Here is a 22100-nt window from a genome sequence, read left to right as displayed (position 1 = left end):
TATATGAAAATAATTGTTAGAACTCTAAATTTTATTTTCCAAATACTTCCTAACAATCAAAAATGGAAGCTATTTGGAGTAGGCTTATTACTATTTATTAATTCCCTGCTAGAATTAGCAGGACTGGGAGCAATTATTCCCGTTTTTTCTGTTTTACTCGAAGAAAATATCGTGGAAAAAGCTGCTTGGGCCAAATGGCTTTACGATCTTTTTTCTTTAACAGACCAACGTCAATTGATCTTAATATTAGCTGCGGGTTTAGTAATCGTTGTCATTCTGAAAAATATATTAAGCCTATGGATCGCCAATATTAACAGCACATTTGCTTTATCTCTCTATAAAGATTTTTCATTGCGTCTTCACAAATATTATTATAGAAGCGGTTTTTCTTTTTTCAAGTCCCAGAATTCTAATGTTACAGTTCGTGATCTAAAATACGCAACAAATCAATTTGCCAATGCACAGGTTCTTGGATCTTTAAATCTAATAAATGAAATAACTATTTTAATGTTAATAATTATTTTTATCGCGCTTTATAATGTTCAGATCTTAGGGCTTCTTCTTATAACCGTTGTGCCTCCTTTTTTTATTTTTTATCGATGGGTTCGTCTCAGGTCTATTAAGTTGGGAGAAATAAAAAATAAAATTGAGCCCATGATCCTTAAGAACATGTTCCAGAGCATCTACGGATATGTAGACATAACTATTACTGGGAGTGAAGAAAGCTTTAGAAAGAAAATTAGTGACAATCTTGAAGATCTAGTAGATGTTGATATAAAGACGCACGTTTATAATCTTGCTCCAACAAAGGTCATAGAAACCTCCTTGATGTTGGCTATTGCAGTAATTATTTCTTTTGGTATTTACTACCTTCCCTCAAATTCAGAACTTATAAAGCTTTTAGGATTATTCGCAGTTGCAGGTTACCGAATTATGCCTTCAATAAATCGGATGATGATAGCCGTAAATGGATTAAACCAATTCTACTGGGTTACAACCATTCTAGAACCTTTAAAAAGCTTAAAAAAGCAACCTGACAATCAAGAAGTAGACGAAGAGCTCCCTTTTCACAATTATCTGATGCTCAAAAACGTAGATTTTTCTTATGATAAAAATGAAGAAAAAATCTTAGACAATTTTTCTCTTAAGATTCAAAAAGGAGAAGTTATTGGTATAACTGGGCCCTCTGGCGCAGGAAAAACAACCCTTATGAACATTTTATTAGGTTTTCTAAGGCCAATCCAAGGTAAATATCTGATAGATGGAATCGAATTAAAAGATAAGCATCTTAAATCTTTTTACGAAAAAATCGGATATGTGCAGCAGCAGGTGTATATAATAGATGGCACTTTAGCAGAAAATGTCGCTTTTGGCCATGAACCTAATAAAATTGACCAGAAAAAATTGAAGGAGGTATTAGTAAAAGCAAGTTTATGGCAAACTGTAGAGAATCTTCCTTTAGGTGTTAATGAACTGATAGGTGAAAATGGAACAAAACTTTCAGGAGGGCAGCGACAAAGGGTAGGAATCGCAAGAGCTTTATATTCTAACGCGGAAATTCTTCTTTTCGATGAAGCAACCTCATCCCTAGATACTGACACCGAAGAAGAAATTACTAATGCTATCCAACGACTTTCAGATGGGAATCTTACGCTAATAATTATTGCACATAGGTTAAGTACACTTAAGCATTGTAATCGAATTTTAGAAGTAAATACAAGAAATTCTAAACCCACTATGGTCACAAAGGAATAATTCCAACCTATTGTTACTATATCACAAGAAAATAAACCAGTAAGTTATATGGAAAAAAAGGTAAAAGCATGGTGGCATGCCAATGAGGGGAAATTTAATTTTGGTGATGAATTAAATCCTTATTTGATCCAGAAGATATCTGGCAAAGAAGTAATTAGAGTAGAAACGATTCCACTATTTTCCTTTCAGAAAGTAAATATTTGCATAGGAAGTGTGATTATCAAAGCAACACGAAGCTGCAATGTGTGGGGAGCAGGAATTATTGAGAAAAACTCTCATATACACAAATCCAACTTTTTTGCTGTTCGCGGACCTTTTACCCAAAGGAGGATGACAGATTTAGGATTAAAAGCGCCTAAAGTGGTAGGTGATCCTGCCCTTCTTTTATCCATGTTCTATAAACCTAAATTGAAAAAGAAGTACAAAATAGGAGTTATACCTCATATAATTGATCTTCCAGCGATTGCATCGAAAAAATTTTCAGAAGATATAACTGTTATTGATTTCACCTATCCTAGTGTGGAGTCTATTATAGATAGAATCGGAGAATGCGAGTATATAATTTCTAGTTCGCTTCATGGTATTATAGTAGCACATTCCTATGGAATTCCGGCAGTTTGGGCCGAATTTTCGAACAAATTATTTGGAGATGGAATAAAATTTTTAGACTATTTCGCATCCGTCGGTCTTCCGACAGAACTTACTCCTATTAAATTAGATCCCAAAAAGTTAGAAGAAAAAGGATTAAAGAAAATATTACCTGTGAGCACTTTAGCTGACCCGGCAGTTATAAAAGCTCGTCAAAAAGAACTGTTATATGTCTGCCCGTTTAAATAGCATATCTGTAATTATTCCGAACCGCAATAGAAAAGAAATAGCTGCAAATACCATAGATAATGTTTTAAATCAAAAAATTAATAATCTCGAAGTTATTGTCATAGATGATCATTCGGAAGACGGAACATTCCAATTTCTCGAAGAGAGATTTGGAAATTCAATTGTTCTAATCAAAAACAAAGGAAGAGGACCAGGAGCAGCACGAAATACTGGGCTTAAAATTGCAAAAGGGGCATACATTAAATTTTTTGATTCAGATGATTTAATGACCTGTAATACTTTAGAACATCAGAGAAATATTTTGGACGAGAGTGGTAAAGGATATATATATAGTCCTTATTTTCATGCTTTTCAAAACGAAAAGGATAATAAATGGAATGTTCCCAATAATGTAATTCTCAGTTACTTCAATACCCTAAAAGGTCACGGTCTGCAGGATAGGATGTGCAATGGACTCTTCATCTGCATACCTTCTATGCTGTTTAAGCGCGAATTTTTAGAAAAAGTTGGACCATGGAAAGAGGACGTAGTGGCTTACGAGGATTGGGAGTATTTATGGAGGATTAGTTGTTTGGAGAATTATCCTGCTCATACTAATGACTGCGCCTTTTTATACCGTCTTCACGCGGCTCAAACCACGTCAAGAAATTTTAGCAATAAGGAAAGAGATTTGCAGAAACTTCAAACATTTTCAAAAATCTATAAGGAACATTTCGAAAACAACCAACATCTAAGTCGGTTTCAAAAATCCCTTTTTCTAACTCAAATGTCACGAACTTGGTTAATCTATAAACACGATAAAGCTTTTGAAGAATTTAATTTTCTGAAAAGAGATAATTTACGTGTTCTCGCCTTTCTAATGAGAATAAAAAACAAGTTCGGCAGACTCACCACCAGAAACATGTGGCAACCAATGCACGGAACTATTAATTCCGGAAAAATAGTAACAAATTTTTTAGAAAAAATAAATTAATGATTTACGATTACATAGTTGTAGGATCAGGTATTTCGGGTATTTCAAGTGCCAAAATACTTTCAGAAAAGAAAAAGAAAGTAAAGATTTTGGAAGCAAAGCCTTATACGGGAGGTTTGGTTCATTGCGAAATTTCCTCGGGTAATCTTTACCATAAAGTCGGTGGTCATGTTTTTAATTCAAAAAATGAGGATGTTCTTGCTTGGTTTTGGAAATATTTTGATAAAGAAAATGAGTTTATTCCGGCAAAAAGAAATGCTCAGATATGGATGAATAATAGTTTTTTTGGTTATCCTCTTGAAAATTTCTTGTACAAACTTCCAGAAGATATTTTAAAGAAAGTCATCAATGATATATTGGCTTTAAGTTCTCAAAAGGAAAAGCCACCAATGCACTACGATAACTTTGAGCAATTTCTAAAGGGAAATTTCGGTGAAACTTTGTATGAACTTTATTTCCATCCATATAATCAAAAAATTTGGCAGTTTGATTTGTCCCAGGTGCCAATGGAATGGTTGAAAGGCAAATTACCTATGCCAAATTATCGTGATATAATCCTGCAAAATATTTTACAAAAGGAGGAAAGTGACATGGTTCACAGTTCATTTTACTACCCCAAAAGAGGAGGTTCTCAATTCATTATTGACAGGTTGGCAGAGGGTCTAGATATCAATTGCAATGAACCTGTTACAGAAATTAGTTATGAGAATGACGTTTGGACACTCAATAAGAAGTGGAAAACAAAAAATATTGTTTATACCGGAGATGTGAGAAATCTAAGAAAAATTTCTCAGCCTCATTTTGCCTATTTGGACAAGTTATTTGACACAATCGAAAAGTTACCTTCTCACGGAACCAGCAACTTACTATGTGAATGCGACAAGACCGATTTGTCATGGCTGTATATTCCGGAAAAAAAATTTAAAACACATAGAATAATATATACCGGAAACTTTTCACCATATAATAATAGTAACAATAACGGTGACAGGATTTCTTGTACTGTCGAGTTTAGTGGCGAACAGGACTTGAAAACTATGACAGAAGAAATAAAGAAACTTCCCGGCAACCTGAAGGCTCTGGATTCTAATAAAGAAAAAAATTCATACATTATTCATCGGAAAAACACGCAAACCTCTATTTCTCAACTGCAAAAGGAACTTAATAACAAAAACTTCATACTACTTGGAAGATTTGCCGAATGGGAATATTATAACATGGATAAAGCGATAGAAAAGGCTCTTTCTTATTTTCAACCTATGTAAAGTTTTAAATAATTTCAATAAAGCATACATACATAGAAGGTCCACCCTAGTTTTAAATATAATAATTGAAATTCTAAGATTTTATAAATGCATTTATACCTTAAAACATCAAATATGCAACCCTATTGAAATTATTATTACAAATGTGCATGGCTATGTAACTAAATTTACTAAACCGAAAGGGATATCCATAATTGAAGAACCCCATAAAAACGCTGAGATCCTCATTTTATAACTCGAGTTAAAAATTTTCATTTTTTATTCCGTAGGGTCTAATTGCATAATAAAAAGGATATATTATGAAAGACAATAGTAAAAGAGAACTCTATTTTCTAACCGGTTTACCTCGATCTGGTACCACATGGTTAGCTGACATTTTAGGAACACACGAATCATTTAATTATTTATCCGGTGAAATTTTTAATCCTGGTACTTCTAAAAATACATTTGGACTGAACAATTTACCATGGTACATTCATTCATCGAAAATGACAGAACAATTAGAAGAGCAAATCCCTAAAGCTCTTTCAATAAATTTCTCCCTTTCTTTTTTCCTGCAAAGAGTGTCGATTTTAATTAGAGAGAGAAATTTTAATCCAAAAAATTATGGGAAAATTATAAAGCATACATATTATTCTCTAAACAAAAAAGCAATTTTCACTAAAGATCCTACTGGTTTTTTATTAGTCCCGTATTTAAACCAAAAGCTTAATGCTAAAATCGTCATCATAAAACGAAATCCTTATCGGTTCATTGCTTCGATGAAAAGAATGAATTGGTTCTTTGATTTTAATTGTTTACCAGAATTATATTCTAAAAAATTTGAAGATGAAATTGCTGCGTACAGAAATTCAGGCAAAGAAGATATAGTTCATAACAGTATAATATTGTGGCAAATATTTGAGTGTTTTTTACTTGATTTGAAAAAAGACTGTATATCCTTTTATGAAATTAACCATGAAACGATAATGGAAAATCCACATAAAGAAGTTAGTCAAATTTTAGCCTTTTTTGGAGAAAAGATGGATAGTTCAGTAAGAAAAAAAATAGCTTTTTATCAAAATCAGAAAGGAGAAAAAAAAAACAAAAAAGAGGAGACACATAATATGTTACGCACAAAGGCAGCCGTGATGAAGTCGTGGAAGGAACAACTTTCAGAAGAGGACTTAATACTGATCAGGGAAAAAACAGGACATGAACCTATAGAGTTATGATTATGCTTATTTAAAATTCAAATTCTTGTGGTTGTAATAACGAATACGGTTATAAAATATAAAAATAATACAATTAATATACTATGAACTTTACTCTTGTCTCTACAACATTTAACGAAAATTATCGACTTGAAAAAAGTATAGTTGACATAGAAAGACAATCTCTTCTTCCCACAGAAATAATAATAACAGACGCGGGTTCAACTGACGGAACTTATGAAAAATTAATTAATTGGGGGAAAAAATCTTCTATTGATATAACTATTTTATCTGAAAAGGGTTGTAATGTGGCCAGAGGAAGAAATATAGCCATACAACACGCCAAATATACTCTAATTGTATCTACAGATTTTGGATGTAGATACCACCCTGATTGGCTTAAAGAACTTACCTCTCCTATCCAAGATAGAAATGTTGAAGTAGTGGGAGGTTTTTTTGGGGTGATTGAAGATAATATTCAATCACTATCCGCAAGGGCAAATTATCTGTTATCAAATGGTTATATGTGTTATAACGATGAAAATTTTATTCCATCATCGAGGAGCATAGCTTATTATAAAGATGTTTGGCAGGATGTAGGAGGATATTGTGAATGGTTAACTTTAGCAGCTGATGATCTAATTTTTGGAAAAGCATTATTAGCTAAAGGTTACAATATACATATAGTTGAAAAACAACATGTTTTTTGGGGGAGACATGAAAAGCGAATGGCCTATGCTAAAGAGGCAGGGAGATATGGTTTGGGAGACGGAGAGGCCAAAGTAAATAGAAATAATACATTTAAATTATTTGCGGAAACTGGTCTTAGGTATTTATTCTTTCCTTTAATTTTAATAGGGCTTAGATTCCATATTTTATTCTTTTTGCCTGTTCTTTTTTGCTTATTAGGGTTCAGGCCTTATTGGTTTGTCTATAATCAGTGGAAGAAATTTAGATCTGAAAAGTATAATTTTGCAGTATTTATTGAGGCTTTAATGATTCTAGAACTTTCCAGATTTAATTACTTAAAAGGCTATTGGAAAGGTTTTTTTTCCCAAAGACCGGAAAGAATAGTTGGTGTTAGAAGAATTCACAAAACTTTACAGCTGTCTTGAATTTAGTTATTTATAATCCTAATTCCTTTGGAGGAAATTACGATTATGCTCATAAACTTTTAAAGGAATATGGTTCTCAGGGAATCTCCAGTGAAATTATTTTGCCCAGGAATTCCGGAGGTATTGAAAGTCCAAGTCGAAAAAGGTTTCTAATTCCTGATGTATTAAATTCTAAATATGTATTCCTTAAGAAGGTTTATTTTTTAATCAGATCCTTCTTTAATCCGATTATCCTTTGGTTTTATTTGCTATTTAAAAAAAGGAGCATTGTATATTTTAATGATTTCGATCAGGTAACTTCAATTTTCTGGGCTCCTTTTTTTCATATTTTACGAGTGCGCCATCGCTTTGCCGTAATGCTACATGATCCGGATAGGGATGCTTATTTTCCTTTCAAAAAATTATCCGAAGTAAGTATGAAGGCTATTACTTCTTTTATGGATTGGGGGTTATACCACGAGAAATTACCTGATAAGACTTATTATAAAAATAGAACTTCTTATTTCTCTGTACCTCATGGAATTTTCAGTAAAAATATTGGTGAAGATGTGGCTTTGACTAATAAACTTGCTCCATTGCAGAAAAAGTTTATTACCTGTACTATTTTAGGAAATATTCGGCGGGAAAAGAATTATGAGGCAGCAATACAATCCTTGAAAAACAATCCTCAGTTGCATTTAATTATTGCTGGAAAGGAAGCTAACTCTTCTTTTACAATTGATGCTTTAAAGACTTTAGCAGGAAAGGTTAACGTAGAAAATCAAATTACGTGGATAAATAAATATCTATCTGATTCCGAAATAAACAGTGTAATTGCTAAAAGTGATCTGATTTTAATGAATTATGCATCAAGTTTCACTTCTCAAAGCGGAATATTGAATCTGATTGCTCCCTTTTCACCTCATATTATTGTTTCCAAAACATCTAGTGCATTGTTCGAAATTTGTGAGAGATTTAATCTTGGAACACATATAGAGGCAGACAAGCCTCAGGCCTTAAAAATGACACTAGAAAACTTCGACAAGGCTAGATTAAAAAAAGAAAGTGTAAAAAACTGGGAGGCTTATAGAAAATATGCCTCCTGGAAGAATAATATTACTATTTCTCTAAATAAATTTCAGATAAGGTGAAAAGGTACACTGGCGCTTTTATTAATTTTATTTTTAACGAGCTGATAACCCATATTCCTTTTCATTTCATTAGGATAAGTTTTCTCAGGCTATTCAATAAGAAAATTTCCAGATCCTCTGTGATTTTAATGCATACCAAAATTCCAAATTTCTGGAATTTAGAAATAGGTGACAATTCTATTATTAATCAAAGTTGTCATTTAGATTGTAGACAATTTAAGGTGATTATAAAAGATAATGTTGACATAGGCCCATATACGAGGATTTGGACTTTAGGTCATGATCCTCACGATGATAAGCATTCTCTATATGGAGGTGATGTTGTTTTAAGCGATCACGTTTGGGTGGCTTCCGGCGTAACGATTTTACCTTATGTTAATTTAGAAAAAGGTGCCGTGGTCGCTGCTTCATCTGTTGTGCATAAAAGCGTGAAGGAAAAAGAAATTGTTGCGGGAAATCCCGCAAAATTTATAAAGCTGCGTAATAATAAATTAATCTACACCATTAATTATAAACCTTTGTTGGATTAAAATTAATCATGAAACAGAAAATACTTCTATCTCATTCAGGCAAACAACATAGCTACCAGGTGGCCAGGGCTATGAAAAACCTTGGGGAGCTTGACACTTTTTATACAAGTTCATATGTGAAAAGTGAATGGTTTCAAAATTTTTTCAACCGGACAGAAAATGATTATTTCACGCGAAGATTTATAACTGGTGTTAATGGAAAAAATATAGATTCGAACTGGCGATTTGAATTAAAAGAAATAGTCTTAAGAAAGCTTTTCGGGAAGTCTAAGAAAGCCCAGGATGCTGTTTATCAACGCGATGTAAAATTCGATAAATATGTGGCTGGACAAATACGACGAAGAGCCAAAAAAGAAAAGGGACTTGAAAATAAAATTTTCTGGGGTTTTCAGGGGTCTTGTCATGACTCACTAATTGCCGCTAGTGAGGCTGGGATGACCACAGTGATCGAATTAGCTACAGCTCATGTTACGGCAGCTCAAAGAATCCTGGGGGAGGAAAAGGAACTTCACCCAGAATGGGCAGACAGCATTGATAACCTCTATTTCCCTCCAACCTATGAAAAGCGTTTAGAGCAGGAGCCCCATTTAGCCGATTATGTGGTTGCAGCTTCAGAGTTTACAATGAGTACTCTTAATGAAATTGGAATCCCTTCAGAAAAAATAATATATCTGCCATTGGGTGTTGATACTTCCAGTATTGAAGAGAAAAAAAAGGGTAGCTACAAAAAGCCGGTCAAATTGCTTTATGCCGGTACGGTTACGCAGCGTAAAGGTATAAAGTATCTTTTGGAAGCTCTTGCTGATATCGATTCCAAGGATTTGGAACTTCATATATATGGTCATATTCAGGGAAGCGGAAATGCTTTTAAGGAATATTCTTCTAAAGTTTATTATTATGGACCGGTAAGTCAGATGGAGCTATTTAAGTTATATAAAGAATTTGATTTCCTGGTCCTGCCATCGGTATTTGAAGGATTCGGACTGGTAATTGTGGAAGCTATGGCTGCAGGATTACCTGTGATAACTACAAGGCATACTTTTGGAGCAGAATTGATAGAACATGGTACAAATGGATTTTTAACCGAATTAAGGTCTGCCGATGACCTAAGAAATAATTTTGAAACTATAATCCAATTGAAAGAAGATGAATACAATTTAATATCAGATTTATCAAGAAAGGCAGTAGAAGAATTGACTTGGGGAAAATACGAGGATAATCTTAAAAACAGACTAAGCGAAAATCTGGGTAATTCTATTGTATGTTAGGATACGATATACTGAATATTTTTGCGGTTGCTTTTATCCTCTTGTGTGGAATCTATTACATCCGCAAGAACGATGAATTTCCTTTTATTCTATCCATTTTCAATTATTTTATTTCTATCCATCGATTTAATCTTATACAGCAGGGAACAATTGACTATATTAGAGTTAGATATTCTTTTAATATCTTCAATTTTACCGATGAGAAGGCCGTTATGGCAATGAACTATATTTTTATAGGCACTACCGTCTTTATTATCTTTTACGTGATTTTTTCTGCGGCTTACCGGAAAAAAGATGTTTTTAAGAAAGATAATCCAGATATCCTTTCTGTCTTTATTCAGAAAAATCAAAGCAAGTTAATTATTGGCTTTTTTATATTTTTTATGGTCAATTCCGTGATGCGGGCAAGTATTTCAGGCTCTCTGGCACTTGGGAATTCTTATTTTTTTCTTTTTGCCATGGCTGTTGGAGGCTTTAATTTATTAATAGCATTGTTGATCATTTCAGGAAAATTAAAACTTTCTCAAAAGATCTTTTTAAGTGCTTGCTTGACATTTGGTATTGTCGGTTCATATAATCCATCAACACGCTTTATTTTTCTTTCCTGGGCGATTGGAATCTCTTTTCTTTTATTTCGGGATATGAATCCCGGAAGAAAGTTGAAATTTTTAGTACCTGCAGGAATTCTAATTGTTCTATTCTTTTCCTTATTAGGTGCTGAACGAAAAAATAAGCTCGAGGATCTAAGCTGGCAGGAAAATTTGGAGCTGGCATTTGAAAGAGCTGCAACCAGTGAAGATCAGAATATGCTGGATGGTTTTATGATGGTGCTGGACGTTTATCCTGAACATCTTGACTTCCATTACGGTTTAGAACACCTTGAAATTCTTATGCGTCCTATTCCCCGCTCTTTATGGCCAGATAAGCCATTGGGAGGTTACGCCAATAAGCTCGGGCTTAATGATGTAAATAAAGGAACTGTGGGTATTTCGCAGACTATATACGGCTCTTTTTATGGTGAAGGCGGTTTTCTGGGCATAATTATCTTTTCCATTCTCTATGCAAAACTATTTGCCTGGTTGTTAAATCTGACTCGCTCCTACGCCTCAGATCTTCGCTTTCTGATCAAAGGTGTTATTATCGCCTCTCTAATTCCACTACTGCGGGGTGGAGACATACCAGGTATTTATGCCTTTATCGGCATGTCCTTCTGGCCTGTTTTTATCTTTATATATCTATACAATAAATTCTTGCAGAAAGAGGAATGGCAAGCAGAACTGTACGAAGAAGATAATCTTTCTTTAGGATCAAATTAATAAACAAGCAAAATATTGAAAATTTTAGTTGTTTGGGACCGGATGGGTGATTATCACCGCATTCGTACAGAAACATATAAAAAGCAATTCGGAACGGACAAGTTATTTACAGCTGACCTCGGTTCATCAGATAATTTGTATCACTGGAAAAATACTGAAGGAGAAGGTCACTATTCCCTGTCAAAACTACCTGCCGGAAAGAGAGATATTAAAAGAAGATTTGCCCAATTTAAGCAAATTATTAAAGAACATAAGATCCAAAAGGTAGTTTTATCCGGCTATGGGAAACCTGAATATCTCCTTTTTACTCTCTGGCTGAAAACAAAAAGAATAGACTGCTATTATTTTGCTGAATCGTGGTACCCCGGCAGCTATATTATGGATCGAGTAAAGAATAAGTTCCTGCAAAAGTTTGTAAGAGGGATCTTTGCTTCAGGGGAGCGGGCAAAGGAGCATTTCTCAAAAAGATTAAATTTTCCTGTGAATCTAATAAGGACAGGTTACAGTGTAGTGGATAATAACCATTTTCTTTATACGAGAAACATTTCTGAAGTTGAAGAAGCTCTTGCGAAAAAGCCGGTACTCCTTTGCGTAGCAAGACATTCTCCTGAAAAAAATCTTTTAATCCTTATTCGGTCTTTTCAAAACTCAGATCTTTATCCAAACTGGAAACTCCGCATTGTCGGAGGCGGGCCTTTGACCGAGGATTTAAAAAAGGAAGTTCAGGATCCTTCAAAGGTAGAACTAATGCACTGGCAGTCTTACCATGATCTTCCGAAACTTTATAAAGAGGCCAGTTGCTTCATATTGCCCAGTAGTTTTGAACCCTGGGGACTGGTAGTAAACGAAGCCATGGCAGCTTCTTTGCCGGTTATTTTATCTAAACAATGTGGTTGTGTGCCCGATCTCTTGGACGGCAATGGCTTTGTCTTTGACGCTTTGGATACCAAAATGCTTATCGGTACACTGAATAAGCTAAACTCCACATCAGCTGAAGAGTTGCATGGGATGGGAAAAAGATCGTTTCATATAATAAAAAATTACATCCCTACAACCTGGGCCCAAAATCTCAATACCCTTCTAAAGAATTAATGAATTATAATATCCTACATCTAATAGATAACGTCACACAGGTAAATTTCGGGATCTGGAATGCCGCCCTTGCCAATTCCACAAACCTTGCCGAAGAAGGGATTAACTCTTATGCTGCTTTTCCTGCTGCCAATGATTTTTTCTATGAAAATGTTAGCCTGCTGCCCCTAAGATCTTCAAAGGATATCTATGATTATATCCGGAAAAATGAGTTTTCACCAAATAACACTATCATTGTCTCTCACGGCTGCTGGAGATGGGCGACCAAAACAGGGTGTGATCTGGAAGCAAAAGGCTTTAAATGGATAGCAGTTCCGCATGGTATGCTAGAGCCATGGTCCTTAAAGCAAAAGGCGCTCAAAAAGTTCATTTACTGGAACCTTCTGGAAAAAAGAAAATTAAAAAAAGCTTCCGCTATTCGTGCTGTAGGTGCACCTGAATTCAAGAACCTGAAAAACGAATTCGGCCCGAAAGTACGGCTTATCCCAAACGGAATTGATGAACCTGATTTTCAGGCAGAAGAAGTCGAAAAACCTGTTCAGTTTTTATATATGGCCCGGCTGCACCATAAGAAAGGTATTGTTCCCTTGGTAAAAGCCTGGCTTTCCTCTACTCTTGCAGAAACTGACAACTACAAATTCGTAATAGCGGGTCCCGATGATGGGGAACTAGATCAGGTACAAAAACATATTGTTGAAGCAAGGAATATTGAGTACGTAGGTGCCGTTTATGGAGAGACAAAAACGCAACTTTTAAGGGAAAGTCACTTTTATCTTTTGCCTTCTTACAGTGAAGGTTTTCCTACTAGTGTCCTAGAGGCAATGAGTTATGGTTTGATCCCGCTGATCTCGGAAGGCTGCAATTTTCCCGAAGCTTTCGAAAATAAAGTTGCAATACGACTGGAACCTTCTGCGGAGCAAATAAGGAACAGCCTTGAAAGTGTAGTGACATTTTCTCCTGATAGAATCAAAGAAGAAGGGGGAAAAGCTAGGAATTTCATAATAAATAATTATACGAACAAGGAGATAAGTAGGCAACTGGATTATCTAAACAGATCCTTATTGGCATCTGTACCACAATAAATTAATTTAGAATTAAATGAAAAGAATTTTGATCACCGGTGGTGCCGGATTTGTTGGGTCACATTTATGTAAACGTCTCCTAAATGAAGGCAATGAAGTTATCTGCCTGGATAATTATTTTACAGGAAGTAAATCAAATATTATTGAGCTGCTGGATAACCCCTACTTCGAATTGGTTAGACATGATATAACTGAGCCGTATTACGCAGAGGTGGATGAGATCTATAACCTCGCCTGCCCTGCTTCCCCGGTACATTACCAGTATAACCCAATTAAGACCATAAAGACTTCTGTTATGGGGGCTATAAATACTCTTGGATTAGCTAAAAGAGTAAAAGCAAAGATCCTGCAGGCCAGCACCAGTGAAGTATACGGAGATCCTGCCGTACATCCCCAACCGGAGAGCTACTGGGGGAATGTAAACCCTATTGGTACGCGCTCCTGCTATGATGAAGGGAAACGTTGCGCGGAAACTCTTTTTATGGATTACCATTTACAGAATGATGTAAAGATCAAGATCATCAGGATCTTTAACACCTACGGGCCCAACATGAATCCGAATGACGGTCGGGTGGTTTCCAATTTTATAGTACAGGCGCTAAAAGGTGAAGACATTACCATTTTTGGGGACGGTACCCAGACCCGCAGTTTTCAGTATGTAGATGACCTGGTTGAAGGAACCATTAGAATGATGAACAGCAGGGATGGATTTATTGGTCCGGTGAACCTGGGAAATCCGGGAGAGTTTACCATGCTGGAATTGGCTGATAAGGTAATTGAACTTACAGGTTCAAAATCAAAAATCATCCACCTCGAGCTGCCAAAAGATGATCCTACTCAGCGAAAGCCCGTTATCGATCTGGCGAAGAAGGAGTTGAATGGTTGGGAACCGAAGGTGCATTTGGAAGAAGGATTGGTGAAGACCATTGCTTATTTCGATCATTTACTGAAAGAGGATAAAGTTTTAGTGTCCTAAAGGATGGACGCGGCGGTCGCCAAAGTAAAGCGCAACCTCGCCTCCCCTCCTCTGTTCTCGATACTGATCCCAATCTGCTATCGCAGTTCAGGATCAACTCGAACTGACGGAAAGTAAATCGGCCTATCGAAAATTTTGCGTAAAAATTAAGATGAGTGAGCCGTAAAATTTTAGGCTGTTTGAGCCAGACAGATTTTAGTTTGAAATTTACTGTTGGTGGCGAGTTCCTAAAATTTAGGCTCCGAATGAAAATTTTAGCAACATTTTCGTAAGCCTAGACTTTTTTGGTTCTTTTTTGGGCGATGCAAAAAAGAACAAACACAATTATGAAAACAAATCTTTCAAAATACGACAATAGCTGGTATAAGCCAGGAGGAAAACTAAAGATCCTGCTATGGTATTTCACCAACGTACTCTTTTTTCACAATACCTTAAATCCTTCTTCGGGTTTAAAAGTGGCTTTACTGAAGCTGTTTGGAGCAAAAATAGGATCGGGGGTAGTGGTGAAACCGGGAGTAAACATTAAATATCCCTGGAAGCTGAGTATCGGTGATCATTGTTGGATAGGAGAAAAAGTATGGATCGATAATCTGGGAGAGGTGAAGATCGGCAGTAACGTATGCATCTCCCAGGGCGCGATGTTGCTTTGCGGAAATCACAACTATAAAACATCCTCTTTTGATCTCATTGTGGAAGATATTGTTCTGGAAGACGGGGTATGGATCGGCGCACAGAGTGTTGTTTGTCCCGGAGTTACATGCCACTCTCACTCTATTTTGGCAGTGAACTCTGTGGCAACGAAAGACCTGGAGGCTTATAAAGTTTATCAGGGAAATCCTGCAGTTGTGGTGAGGGAGAGAATTTCTCGCAAGGAAGAGATTGCCACGTCGGCTGTCGCCTCCTCGCAATGACAATTTATATAGTTTCACGCGGAGGACGCGGAGGAAAAAGCGCGGCGTTCGCTGCGAGAAAAATTAAATTTCTGAATGAAAGTTTCAATAATAACAGCCACTTACAACTCTGAAGCAAGTATAGCCTCAGCTCTAAGATCTATTGAAGAGCAGGATCACCAGAATATTGAGGTGCTGCTAATAGATGGCAAATCCAAAGACAACACCATAGAGGTGGCAAAAAAGGCATTTTCAGGAGGCCTTAAGATCATCTCTGAAAAAGACCGCGGGATCTATGATGCTTTGAATAAAGGGATTTTTCATGCTACAGGCGATATAGTAGGTTTTGTTCATTCTGATGATCTGCTTGCATCGCCAACTACCATCTCAGATATAGTAAAAGCATTTGAAGAAAAGGTGGACGGGGTATATGGAGACCTGCAGTACGTGAAAAAAGAAGATCCTTCCAAAGTTGTAAGGTACTGGAAGAGTCAGCCGTTCAGATCACAGTTGTTAAGCAACGGCTGGATGCCGGCGCATCCTTCCCTGTTCCTGAAGAAAGAAGTTTATAAAAAACATGGTTTCTTTGACCTTGATTACAACATCGCTGCCGACTATGATTTTATGCTACGCATCCTTCAGGATCCCAATCTTAAATTTGCTTACCTGCCTCAGGTGATCACCAAAATGAGAGTCGGCGGAGCAAGTAACAGAAGTTTGAAAAATATTGTTCAAAAATCTTCCGAAGATTTACGAGCTTTGCGCGCAAATAAAATAAAAAATCCCGCTAAGGTTTTGGCCTATAAGAATTTGAGCAAGCTGTCACAATTTGTAAAAAAGTAGCTATTGGCCATTGGCTGTTGGCTTAGTGCTAAATAAAGCCAAAGGCTAACGGCTAAAAGCTAAAGGCTTCAATAGACAATATTCAATATACAATATTCAATATACATTATACAATTTCTAACCGTCGTCCCCTACCCGACTTTGACAAATAACCAACTATGAATATTCTCGATCAGGAAGTGATCCTGGAATTTTTTCGTCAGAACTACCTGTGGTTTGTAGCCATTGTCTTTGCAGGTACCTTTGGTCTTACCTATTATTTGATCCCCAAGGTTTTATGGGTGACCAAAGAAAAGAACCTGCTCACCGGTATGAATGAACGCAGTTCTCACAGCATCGCCGTGCCTTCTTTTGGGGGGGTAGCATTTTATATTAGCATTATAATGGTACTATCTATTTTGCAAAGTATGCGGTTAACCTATATTGGCAACCATTTGATTGCAGCCTGCACTATATTATTTATGGTAGGACTGAAGGATGACCTGGTGATCTCGACCGCCCGTGTAAAGCTGTTCGGGCAGGCTACCGCAGCAATGTTCCTTATCTTCTCTCCTGAAATGGCATTAAATACCCTTCACGGCTTTCTTGGCATTTATGAGATTCCCCTGGCAGTAGGATTTATAATAAAAGCTTTCCTGGTTGTAGCCTTGATCAATGCTTTCAACCTTATCGACGGGATCGATGGCCTGGCTGCCATTGTGGGAATAGTGATAAGCTCCATGCTGGCTTATGTTTTTTACATAGCACATCAACCCTATTATGTACTGGTAAGCATCAGCATTACCGGGATACTAACAGCTTATCTACGTTATAATTTTTCCAGGGGGGCAAATAAGATCTTTATGGGAGATTCCGGCAGCCTAATCATTGGCCTTGTATTAGCCTTTCTAAGTTTAAAGTTTTTGGTTATGGAGCCTCATCCCGAAACTGTAAAAGCAGGATATGACCCGGCCAACAGATTGCTGTTCCTTGCCTGCCTCCTCTTTATCCCTGCTTTTGACACGCTGCGGGTAATGTTCTTAAGAAAGATGTCGGGTAATTCCATGTTTACGGCAGACCGGAACCATGTACATCACGTACTGCTTGATCTGGGGATGCCTCACTGGAAAGCCAGCCTGGGAATAGGGATCCTGAACCTGATCGTGGTCTGGACCTTTTTCTTTTTTGTCAATAAACTTCCGCAAGCCTGGTTAATTTTTGTGGTAGTACTGCTTTATTCTGCCAGCTTCCTGTTGTTCTCAAAGCTGAAGAAGCTCAGCGAAAAAACTGCAAGACAGGCTATTCGACGTTCAGAATTCAGCATGAACTCAAAATAAAGGTTTAAGGGCTAATGTTTAAGGAATAATGATTTTCTGAATTGAACATGGGCAAATAATTATTGAACCTCTCAAAATTTAATTGTTTGGAAATTCTCCTAATCACTAACCAAGGACCACTGACCACTAACCACTAAAAAAATTGTTCATTTTTAACTGTTCATCGTTGATTGTTAATTGTTAATTGCACGTTGTTAATTGTCTCTTAAAAAATTACCTTCGCGCCTTCATAAAAATACCATGAATTTTAAGTTTTTAAAAGTACTAAGTGTTCTCATTCTGGGAGTTAGTTTAACAGCATCCTGTGTCTCCCGCAAAAGAATAGCCTACTTCCAGGGACTGGAAACAGTTCAAAAGCAGCAGATAGATGCTGCTGAAAAGAATATTCAGGTACAGCCAGGTGACATGTTGAGCATTATAGTTTCTGCTCCCGAACTGCAGGCGGCACAACCGTTTAATAATTTTAGGCCAACTCCAGGTTTAGGACAGGGCAGCGGAGGCGGAGGAAATCAGGAACCTCTTACCTACCTGGTGAATGATAACGGAACTATTAATTTTCCCACCTTAGGAAAAATGAAGGTAACAGGAATGACGGGAAAAGAGCTGGAAGAAAAACTGGAAGAGCAGTTAACTTCCTATCTACAGGATCCTGTTGTTACCGTACGGGTAGAAAACTTCCAGATCAGTATTCTTGGAGAAGTGGGCAACCCGGGGACATTCACTATTGAAAATGACGATATTAGCCTGCCGCAGGCCCTTGGTCTGGCAGGGGATATAACCCTCTCCGGAAAACGAAAAGAAGTGCTGGTAACCAGGGATGTCAATGGCGAAAGGAAATATGCTTACCTGGACCTTACAGATGCAAATGTTATGAATTCCCCCTTTTATTATCTGCAACAAAATGATGTGGTCTATGTAGAACCTGTAGGATCTAAAATACAATCTACAAGTTACCTGAATACGGCAGCCAGTTATCTTTCGGTAGTTTCGGTAATTACCTCCTTAATTTTAATTTTTACACGGTAAGTGATGTCCCAAAATAATAATCCTACAAAAAATAATACAAACGATATCAATATAAGGGAAGAACTAGAAAAGTATCTCAAATACTGGCCGTGGTTTCTACTTTGCGTTGTGCTGGCTCTGGGGTTTGCTTATCTCAAACTCCGCCAAACTACCCCTGTCTATTCTACTACGGCAACCATTCTTATTAAGGATGGCAGCAGCCAGAATTCTGAAATGGCAGCATTTGCAGAGTTGGGAATTTTTGATGGGATGAACAGCAACAGCATTGAAAACGAAATTGGAATTCTTCGTTCGCGTCGCCTGATGAAAAGTGTGGTGAAGGAACTGGATATCAATATCCGGTACTTTGATGTGGATCAACTGCGAAGCCCCGAACTATATCTAAAATCCCCCTTTATTGCAGAGGTGTTATTACTGGATGAAGAAAAACTTCTTGAAACTTCAGAAAGAAATTTTCATATAGAATATTTGGGGAATGATAAGGTGAAAATTTCAAACCTTATTTCCGAAAAAATGACAGAAGCAAATTTAGGATCCCCTGTTGACCTGGGATTTGCACAGGTACTTCTGGTTCGGAATGAATTACTTTCGGAAGAGGCATTTGAAGAAAACAGGCCAATCCTGCTACAGTTTGCTCCTGCAGAAAGCGTGGCAAATCATTACCGCAATGATCTTAGTGTGCAACTAAAGGATTATAATTCAAGTTTAGTTGAGCTTAAATTAAATGATCCTATCAGAAAGAAAGCAGAAGATATCCTGGATCAACTGGTGCTGGAATATAACAGAGAAGCCATAGATGATAAAAACTTGGTAGCTCTCAATACCGCTAAATTTATAGATGAACGTCTCGATATCATAAGTGAAGAACTGGATTCTGTAGAAACAGGAAAAGTAGAATTTAAAGAGAGTAACCGGTTAACCGATATAGAAGCAGAATCTCAGTTATTCATGTCCAATGCCAGCGAATTCAAGAAAAGGCAACAGGAGCTGGATACACAGATCGAACTGGTTAATGCTATGCTTGCGTATCTAAGGTCCAGCAGTATGGGCGATCTATTACCTGCGAACCTGGGAATTGAGGAGTCTGCAGTTAATACTTCCATTGGTGAGTACAACGAGCTGGTCCTGGAACGGAACCGGATTTTAAGCGGGTCAACAGAAAGAAACCCGGTAGTAATAAAATTGAACCGGCAGATAGAAGAACTGAAATCTAATGTACTGCAAAGTCTAAACCGACTGAAGTCCAATTTGGAAATAGCCGAATCCAATCTTAACCGCGAAGCTGCAGCCATAGGTTCCAGGATCGCCGGCGTCCCGTCAAAGGAAAAGCAATTCCGCGGCATAGAACGTCAGCAACAGATCAAGGAAACCCTTTACCTATTCCTGCTTCAAAAGAGGGAAGAAACCTCTATTTCCTTAGCGGTAACAGAACCAAAAGCGAAGATCGTGGACAGTGCCTTTAGTTCGGGTGTTCCTATTTCACCAAATCCCCGCAGCACCTATCTTACAGCCTTACTCTTAGGTTTGGGCCTTCCGTTTGGGATCATCTATTTAAAGAATTTGTTGAATAATAAGATCAGTAATCGTTCTGAGGTAGAAAGCCTGATACAGGATATTCCTGTGGTAGGGGAAATCCCCAAGATCGCCAAGGGCAATAGTGACCTCATTGAGCAGAACGATCGTTCGGTCCTGGCAGAATCTTTCAGGATCCTTCATACGAATTTGCAATACCTGCTTGTGAACAGCAATGAGAAGCAGACGGGGATAAGCATCCTGGTGACTTCTACTGTAAAGGGAGAAGGAAAGACCTTTACTGCTTTTAATCTCGCCATCACTCTGGCGAATACCGGGAAAAAAGTAGTTATAGTAGGTGGTGACTTGCGTAATCCCCAATTACAGCGATATGAGCCGGAAAGCAAAAGCTGGCCGGGAGTAAGTGATTACCTGGCAAACCGAAACCTGAAACTAAAGGAATTAATTAAAAGATCGACCCTTCATCCCGATCTGGATCTTTTAACTTCAGGAAGCATCCCTCCCAACCCATCTGAGCTGTTGCGACAGGAAAAAGCAAAGCTGCTGTTCAGGGAGCTGGAAGGGCAGTACGATTATGTCATTATTGACACCGCACCTTCCATGCTTGTGGCAGACACCTTCCTTATCAATCAGTACGCTGATATCACCCTTTACATGATAAGAGCTGGATACACCGAAAGAAAATTACTGGATTTTGCTGCCGGCGCTAAGCGTGATGGCAAACTTAAAGACGTAAGTTTCGTTCTTAATAACGTGGAAGCGGAGCAATTCGGCTACGGGAATAAGTATGGTTATTACTACGCTTATGGCGAAGAGCACAAGAGCTTGTGGAACAGGATCAAGAACAAAGCTGCTTTTTGGTAGGATGCGAACTCTTTTCCCGTTTTACCCCTCCCCCTAAAGGGAGCCGGGAAAAGCAAAGGAAAAGTTAGATTTACGAAAGTAGAAGTTAGAAGATCAATGCACTTTGTCATTCCGACAGAGCATGGGCTTCGGTAGAAGGCGAGGCGACGAGGAATCTCTTTTGAAGTACGATTTTAGAATTACGAAGAGAGAAATACCCCTGTCATACCTCACGCTGAGTCCGACCGCCCTTCGACTTTCCCGGCGCTACTTAACTCAGGACAGGCATGAAGAATAATCGAAGTTTGAGCTCAGCACAATTGTCACGCTGAGCCCGAGTGCACAGCATGAGGAATAGTCGAAGCGCTTGTTAAGTCCACTATTTATTATTACCAATAAATACCCATCTCCTCAAGGACTTCAACCCTTCGCCGCAACTACCGTTGCAGCGGCTCAGTCTGACAATACGGTTGCCACACTGAGCCAGAGCACAAGAGCGCGAGGAATAGTCGAAGTGTAAACCCAGCTCAATTGTCACGCTGAACCCGAGTGCGCAGCATGAGGAATAGTCGAAGCGCTTAAAAATACTAAATTACCTTTCATCACGAATGTCACGCTGAGCCCGACCGCCCTTCGACTCCCGGTTCCACCAGGCTCAGGACAGGCGCGAGGAATAGTCGAAGCGCTTGTTAAGTCCACTATTTATTATTACCAATAAACACCCATCTCCTCAAGGACTTCGACTTTTCGCCGCAACTACCGTTGCAGCGGCTCAGTCTGACAATACGGTTGCCACACTGAGCCAGAGCGCCAGAGCGCGAGGAATAGGCGAAGTGTAAACCTAGCTCAATTGTCACGCTGAGCCCGAGTGCGCAGCATGAGGAATAGTCGAAGCGCTCGTTACTGCTGAATTTCTTGTTGTCGGGAAACATTCGTTTTCAAAAGCACTTCGACCCTTTGCCACAACTACCGTTGCAGCGGCTCAGTCTGACAATACGGTTGCCACACTGAGCCAGAGCGCCAGAGCGCGAGGAATAGTCGAAGTGTAAACCTAGCTCAATTGTCACGCTGAGCCCGAGTGCGCAGCATGAGGAATAGTCGAAGCGCTCGTTACTGC

18 protein-coding genes are annotated in these 22100 nt (G+C 38.0%); all 18 read left to right on the top strand.

The window, feature by feature from the left end:
- Nucleotides 1–3 precede the first annotated feature (3 nt).
- Complete coding sequence (locus LA313_RS00985) at nt 4–1755, top strand: ABC transporter ATP-binding protein (protein ID WP_228912741.1); 1752 nt, start codon at nt 4–6, stop codon at nt 1753–1755.
- 48 nt (nt 1756–1803) lie between these two features.
- Complete coding sequence (locus LA313_RS00980) at nt 1804–2592, top strand: polysaccharide pyruvyl transferase family protein (protein ID WP_228912740.1); 789 nt, start codon at nt 1804–1806, stop codon at nt 2590–2592.
- Nucleotides 2573–3565, top strand: coding sequence for a glycosyltransferase family 2 protein (locus LA313_RS00975; RefSeq protein ID WP_228912739.1), 993 nt, complete (start codon nt 2573–2575; stop codon nt 3563–3565). Before LA313_RS00980 ends, LA313_RS00975 begins: the two co-directional genes overlap by 20 nt.
- On the top strand, nt 3565–4830 hold the full coding sequence (locus tag LA313_RS00970) for a protoporphyrinogen/coproporphyrinogen oxidase (protein WP_228912738.1): 1266 nt from the start codon (nt 3565–3567) through the stop codon (nt 4828–4830). Before LA313_RS00975 ends, LA313_RS00970 begins: the two co-directional genes overlap by 1 nt.
- A 299-nt stretch (nt 4831–5129) precedes the next feature.
- Entirely contained in the window at nt 5130–6044 is a 915-nt protein-coding gene (locus tag LA313_RS00965) for a sulfotransferase family protein (RefSeq protein WP_228912737.1), read from the top strand.
- A gap of 83 nt (nt 6045–6127) precedes the next feature.
- Nucleotides 6128–7138, top strand: coding sequence for a glycosyltransferase (locus LA313_RS00960; protein WP_228912736.1), 1011 nt, complete (start codon nt 6128–6130; stop codon nt 7136–7138).
- Entirely contained in the window at nt 7135–8268 is a 1134-nt protein-coding gene (locus tag LA313_RS00955) for a glycosyltransferase (RefSeq protein WP_228912735.1), read from the top strand. Before LA313_RS00960 ends, LA313_RS00955 begins: the two co-directional genes overlap by 4 nt.
- Before the next feature lie 128 nt (nt 8269–8396).
- The gene (locus LA313_RS00950) at nt 8397–8798 is read left to right on the top strand and encodes an acyltransferase (RefSeq protein ID WP_228912734.1); all 402 of its coding nucleotides are present in this window, start codon (nt 8397–8399) and stop codon (nt 8796–8798) included.
- Between the two features lie 8 nt (nt 8799–8806).
- Nucleotides 8807–10066 carry a glycosyltransferase family 4 protein gene (locus tag LA313_RS00945; RefSeq protein WP_228912733.1) on the top strand — a complete coding sequence of 420 codons (1260 nt, stop codon included), beginning with the start codon at nt 8807–8809 and terminating at the stop codon, nt 10064–10066.
- Complete coding sequence (locus LA313_RS00940; protein WP_228912732.1) at nt 10060–11382, top strand: hypothetical protein; 1323 nt, start codon at nt 10060–10062, stop codon at nt 11380–11382. The genes LA313_RS00945 and LA313_RS00940 overlap by 7 nt, the downstream gene beginning before the upstream one ends.
- Before the next feature lie 15 nt (nt 11383–11397).
- Nucleotides 11398–12474: a glycosyltransferase family 4 protein gene (locus LA313_RS00935; protein ID WP_228912731.1), complete on the top strand. Its 1077-nt coding sequence runs from the start codon at nt 11398–11400 to the stop codon at nt 12472–12474.
- Entirely contained in the window at nt 12474–13556 is a 1083-nt protein-coding gene (locus LA313_RS00930; RefSeq protein ID WP_228912730.1) for a glycosyltransferase, read from the top strand. Before LA313_RS00935 ends, LA313_RS00930 begins: the two co-directional genes overlap by 1 nt.
- Before the next feature lie 16 nt (nt 13557–13572).
- On the top strand, nt 13573–14532 hold the full coding sequence (locus tag LA313_RS00925) for a UDP-glucuronic acid decarboxylase family protein (RefSeq protein ID WP_228912729.1): 960 nt from the start codon (nt 13573–13575) through the stop codon (nt 14530–14532).
- 326 nt (nt 14533–14858) lie between these two features.
- Complete coding sequence (locus LA313_RS00920) at nt 14859–15443, top strand: putative colanic acid biosynthesis acetyltransferase (RefSeq protein WP_228912728.1); 585 nt, start codon at nt 14859–14861, stop codon at nt 15441–15443.
- Nucleotides 15444–15518: 75 nt separating this feature from the next.
- Nucleotides 15519–16265, top strand: a complete 747-nt coding sequence (locus LA313_RS00915) for a glycosyltransferase family 2 protein (protein ID WP_228912727.1) — start codon at nt 15519–15521, stop codon at nt 16263–16265.
- Between the two features lie 158 nt (nt 16266–16423).
- Nucleotides 16424–17581 (top strand): MraY family glycosyltransferase, encoded by a 1158-nt coding sequence (locus LA313_RS00910; protein WP_228912726.1) that lies wholly within the window; start codon nt 16424–16426, stop codon nt 17579–17581.
- A 240-nt stretch (nt 17582–17821) separates the two neighbouring features.
- On the top strand, nt 17822–18607 hold the full coding sequence (locus LA313_RS00905; RefSeq protein ID WP_228912725.1) for a polysaccharide biosynthesis/export family protein: 786 nt from the start codon (nt 17822–17824) through the stop codon (nt 18605–18607).
- A gap of 3 nt (nt 18608–18610) precedes the next feature.
- A complete protein-coding gene (locus LA313_RS00900; protein WP_228912724.1) occupies nt 18611–21004 on the top strand; it encodes a GumC family protein in 2394 nt (797 codons plus the stop codon).
- Nucleotides 21005–22100: the final 1096 nt, after the last annotated feature.

Source organism: Salinimicrobium sediminilitoris (genome assembly GCF_020866905.1).
Lineage (GTDB): Bacteria > Bacteroidota > Bacteroidia > Flavobacteriales > Flavobacteriaceae > Salinimicrobium > Salinimicrobium sediminilitoris.
Note: the sequence above shows the minus strand (reverse complement) of the source record. Positions and strands in the feature narration are given on the sequence as shown.

What these genes read in the sequence shown, in the direction of transcription:
- LA313_RS00985 (WP_228912741.1), top strand. Translation starts at nt 4, where the DNA reads ATGAAAATAATTGTTAGAACTCTAAATTTTATTTTCCAAATACTTCCT.
- LA313_RS00980 (WP_228912740.1), top strand. Translation starts at nt 1,804, where the DNA reads ATGGAAAAAAAGGTAAAAGCATGGTGGCATGCCAATGAGGGGAAATTT.
- LA313_RS00975 (WP_228912739.1), top strand. Translation starts at nt 2,573, where the DNA reads ATGTCTGCCCGTTTAAATAGCATATCTGTAATTATTCCGAACCGCAAT.
- LA313_RS00970 (WP_228912738.1), top strand. Translation starts at nt 3,565, where the DNA reads ATGATTTACGATTACATAGTTGTAGGATCAGGTATTTCGGGTATTTCA.
- LA313_RS00965 (WP_228912737.1), top strand. Translation starts at nt 5,130, where the DNA reads ATGAAAGACAATAGTAAAAGAGAACTCTATTTTCTAACCGGTTTACCT.
- LA313_RS00960 (WP_228912736.1), top strand. Translation starts at nt 6,128, where the DNA reads ATGAACTTTACTCTTGTCTCTACAACATTTAACGAAAATTATCGACTT.
- LA313_RS00950 (WP_228912734.1), top strand. Translation starts at nt 8,397, where the DNA reads ATGCATACCAAAATTCCAAATTTCTGGAATTTAGAAATAGGTGACAAT.
- LA313_RS00945 (WP_228912733.1), top strand. Translation starts at nt 8,807, where the DNA reads ATGAAACAGAAAATACTTCTATCTCATTCAGGCAAACAACATAGCTAC.
- LA313_RS00940 (WP_228912732.1), top strand. Translation starts at nt 10,060, where the DNA reads ATGTTAGGATACGATATACTGAATATTTTTGCGGTTGCTTTTATCCTC.
- LA313_RS00930 (WP_228912730.1), top strand. Translation starts at nt 12,474, where the DNA reads ATGAATTATAATATCCTACATCTAATAGATAACGTCACACAGGTAAAT.
- LA313_RS00925 (WP_228912729.1), top strand. Translation starts at nt 13,573, where the DNA reads ATGAAAAGAATTTTGATCACCGGTGGTGCCGGATTTGTTGGGTCACAT.
- LA313_RS00920 (WP_228912728.1), top strand. Translation starts at nt 14,859, where the DNA reads ATGAAAACAAATCTTTCAAAATACGACAATAGCTGGTATAAGCCAGGA.
- LA313_RS00915 (WP_228912727.1), top strand. Translation starts at nt 15,519, where the DNA reads ATGAAAGTTTCAATAATAACAGCCACTTACAACTCTGAAGCAAGTATA.
- LA313_RS00910 (WP_228912726.1), top strand. Translation starts at nt 16,424, where the DNA reads ATGAATATTCTCGATCAGGAAGTGATCCTGGAATTTTTTCGTCAGAAC.
- LA313_RS00905 (WP_228912725.1), top strand. Translation starts at nt 17,822, where the DNA reads ATGAATTTTAAGTTTTTAAAAGTACTAAGTGTTCTCATTCTGGGAGTT.
- LA313_RS00900 (WP_228912724.1), top strand. Translation starts at nt 18,611, where the DNA reads ATGTCCCAAAATAATAATCCTACAAAAAATAATACAAACGATATCAAT.